Source organism: Agrobacterium sp. ST15.16.055 (assembly GCF_027956555.1).
Classification (GTDB): domain Bacteria; phylum Pseudomonadota; class Alphaproteobacteria; order Rhizobiales; family Rhizobiaceae; genus Agrobacterium; species Agrobacterium salinitolerans.
Genome location: NZ_JAQKGN010000029.1, coordinates 1 through 4,114 on the forward strand (window position 1 = coordinate 1; position 4,114 = coordinate 4,114).

Sequence of the window (4,114 nt, forward strand, 5' to 3'; positions counted from 1 at the left end):
TGAATGACAAAAGGCCGCATGTAGCGGCCCTTTTTGTCGGCTGGGCCGAAGAGTGTGATTGAGAAGATTTTGAGTTGCGTTTTGCAGACCTGGCAGCGACCTACTCTCCCGCGTCTTGAGACGAAGTACCATTGGCGCTGGGGCGTTTCACGGCCGTGTTCGGAATGGGAACGGGTGCGGCCGCCCCGCGATAACCACCAGGTCGGCAAAACGCAACATATGTTCATGCGGAACGCATGAACATATGATTGCTTTTTTGGATTGGCATGCCTTATCCCGTTCGCTTGTCGCTCACGGGGGACGCCAATCGGCCATACGGCCACCTCTGATATGAGGGACCAGGTGGCCAAAGCAACCTTGTTCATGTTTTCACATGACTGTTGTTTTCGAGAAGCTGGGTGGCATTGCCACTTTTTATCTTAATTACACGTCTCTCTGTGACCTGTCGGTATTCCACCTTTGCTCAACAATGAGCATGGCAGCCATACAGACCAGAGGTCGTCGCGCCCTGTGGCGCGGCCCGTCCGGAGCCCTTCGGGCGTCAGGACAGAAGATGATGTCATCGAACTTTGTTCGATGAACATAATCAATGGGAACGAAGAAGTCGATCGAGCTATTAGTAACGGTAAGCTTCACACATTGCTGTGCTTCCACACCCGTCCTATCGACGTGGTCGTCTTCCACGGCTCTGATAGGGAACACTCGTTTTCAGGTTGGTTTCCCGCTTAGATGCCTTCAGCGGTTATCCATTCCGTATATAGCTACTCTGCTATGCCCTTGGCAGGACAACAGATCCACCAGAGATACGTCCATCCCGGTCCTCTCGTACTAGGGACAGATCCTGTCAATATTCCTACACCCACGGCAGATAGGGACCGAACTGTCTCACGACGTTCTGAACCCAACTCACGTACCGCTTTAAATGGCGAACAGCCATACCCTTGGGACCTGCTCCAGCCCCAGGATGCGATGAGTCGACATCGAGGTGCCAAACAACCCCGTCGATATGGACTCTTGGGGGTCATCAGCCTGTTATCCCCGGCGTACCTTTTATCCGTTGAGCGATGGCCCTTCCACACGGGACCACCGGATCACTATGACCGACTTTCGTCTCTGCTCGACTTGTCAGTCTCGCAGTCAGGCTAGCTTATGCCATTGCACTCGACGACCGATTTCCGACCGGTCTGAGCTAACCATCGCGCGCCTCCGTTACTCTTTCGGAGGCGACCGCCCCAGTCAAACTACCCACCATACACTGTCCCGGATCCGGATAACGGACCGCGGTTAGACATCCACGAAGATAAGGGTGGTATTTCAAGGATGGCTCCACAGAAACTGGCGTCCCTGCTTCAAAGCCTACCACCTATCCTACACATGCCTTGGCGAATGCCAGTGTAAAGCTATAGTAAAGGTGCACGGGGTCTTTCCGTCTGACCGCAGGAACCCCGCATCTTCACGGGGAATTCAATTTCACTGAGTCTATGTTGGAGACAGCGGGGAAGTCGTTACGCCATTCGTGCAGGTCGGAACTTACCCGACAAGGAATTTCGCTACCTTAGGACCGTTATAGTTACGGCCGCCGTTTACTGGGGCTTCAGTTCAGAGCTTGCACCCCTCCCTTTAACCTTCCAGCACCGGGCAGGCGTCAGACCCTATACGTCGTATTGCTACTTCGCAGAGCCCTGTGTTTTTGATAAACAGTCGCTACCCCCTGGTCTGTGCCACCCCATCATACTTGCGTACAAAAGGGTCACGCTTCTTCCGAAGTTACGCGTGCAATTTGCCGAGTTCCTTCAACATAGTTCTCTCAAGCGCCTTGGTATACTCTACCTGACCACCTGTGTCGGTTTCGGGTACGGTCTATACGGTGGAGCTATTTCCTGGAACCTCTTCGCCGCCCAACCAATCCAATAAGGTTGAACAACACACGAGATCCGTCACTACCACCAGGCCCACGAATATTAACGTGGTTCCCATCGACTACGCGTGTCCGCCTCGTCTTAGGGGCCGGCTAACCCTGCTCAGATTAACTTTAAGCAGGAACCCTTGGTCTTTCGGCGAGGGAGTCTCTCACTCCCTTTATCGTTACTCATGTCAACATTCGCACTTCCGATATCTCCAGGGCCCCTCACAGGTACCCCTTCACAGACTTACGGAACGCTCCGCTACCACTGAAGCAACCCGAAGGTTGCCACAATCCTCAGCTTCGGTGCATGGCTTTAGCCCCGTTACATTTTCGGCGCAAAGACCCTTATTTAGACCAGTGAGCTGTTACGCTTTCTTTAAATGATGGCTGCTTCTAAGCCAACATCCTGGTTGTTTTGGGATCCTCACATCCTTTCCCACTTAGCCATGACTTGGGGACCTTAGCTGGAGGTCAGGGTTGTTGCCCTTTTCACGACGGACGTTAGCACCCGCCGTGTGTCTGCCGACTAGTACTCCTCGGTATTCGGAGTTTGGTTAGGATCAGTAAGACGGTGAGTCCCCATAGCCCATCCAGTGCTCTACCCCCGAGGGTATAAGGTCGACGCTCTACCTAAATAGATTTCGCGGAGAACCAGCTATTTCCGAGTTTGATTGGCCTTTCACCCCTAGCCACAAGTCATCCCGAACTATTGCAACAGTTATGGGTTCGGCCCTCCAGTTGGTGTTACCCAACCTTCAGCCTGCTCATGGCTAGATCACTCGGTTTCGGGTCTAATGCAACTAACTATGTCGCGCTATTAACACTCGCTTTCGCTGCGCCTACACCTACCGGCTTAAGCTTGCTAGTTACACTAAGTCGTTGACCCATTATACAAAAGGTACGCCGTCACCCAACCTACTAAAAGGCTCGAGCTCCGACTGTTTGTAGGCATCCGGTTTCAGGTTCTATTTCACTCCCCTCGTCGGGGTGCTTTTCACCTTTCCCTCACGGTACTTGTTCGCTATCGGTCATGCACGAGTACTTAGGCTTGGAGAGTGGTCTCCCCATGTTCAGACAGGATTTCACGTGTCCCGCCCTACTCAAGGACAATGACTGTTCTACGCGTAAGGGGCTATCACCCTCTATGGCCGACTTTTCCAAATCGTTCCGCTTTATTCATCATTGCCACTGGCCTGGTCCGCGTTCGCTCGCCACTACTTGCGGAGTCTCGGTTGATGTCCTTTCCTGCAGGTACTTAGATGTTTCAGTTCCCTGCGTTCGCTTCTTACCCCTATGTATTCGAAAGTAAGATACCTTATAACAATACCTAGAAACCATTCCGGTTGCTCTGTCCCACCCGGACGTGCCGGGCTTGTTTTGTCCTCACGCTGTCGCAGCTTGCGCTGCTTCGCTCCGGACGGGCGCCAAACTGTTGGCGACGACCTATCGGTCTGTATGGCTGCCACACTCAAGCTTGAGCAAGGTACCCATACAGGACGCTAGTCCGTCGCTGCTCGTGCAGCGCGCCATCGCAGTGCCAGCACTTCAAAAGGAAGTGCGATACGGCACGTGAGATCAAACAAGACTAGACAAATCATTCCAACAGGAATGATTTTCTAGGTATTTAAGGTGGGTTGCCCCATTCGGAGATCCATGGATCAAAGCTTATTCGCAGCTCCCCACGGCTTTTCGCAGCGTATCACGTCCTTCTTCGCCTGTGCATGCCAAGGCATCCACCAAATGCCCTTAATTCACTTCTTCGTTCTCATTGTCTATGCTCATCCATAGCCGCTCCAAAGGAACGGCAACTTGATTACCTTTTACAATCAAGTCATTTCCTGATGACATCGACGTGTTCGATACAATCCTCATATGAAGGCACGCCGGTGCACTTCGAGGTCGTATCATTAAGACCAGCTTCTCGAGATATCATCCGGTGATGCGCGGTCAGGCAACATCAATCCAGCATTCCCATCAGATGAAGGCCTAAACCTTCAAACAACAAAAATGCCTCGGACAAGCGATCCTTCCTACCTCCAACCCCTCCACCAATTCCGGCCGACTAAGCCATCACAAGGTTTCACTGGGACTGGGCTCGGACGTCTCGGGCCTAAACCCAAAACACCTGGACGCTTCCAGACATATCTTCTCTTCACAATGTATTCAGAACAGGCATCAGTCCTTACAGACGATGCAAACTTTTATTTC

The 4,114-nt window shown here is 52.3% G+C and carries 2 rRNA genes; both read right to left on the minus strand.

Annotation, left to right across the window (positions count from 1 at the left end):
- Nucleotides 1-87: 87 nt before the first annotated feature.
- Nucleotides 88-202, minus strand: a 5S ribosomal RNA gene (gene rrf / locus PL599_RS22650).
- A 393-nt stretch (nucleotides 203-595) separates the two neighbouring features.
- Nucleotides 596-3,667, minus strand: a 23S ribosomal RNA gene (locus PL599_RS22655).
- Between the last annotated feature and the right edge of the window lie 447 nt (nucleotides 3,668-4,114).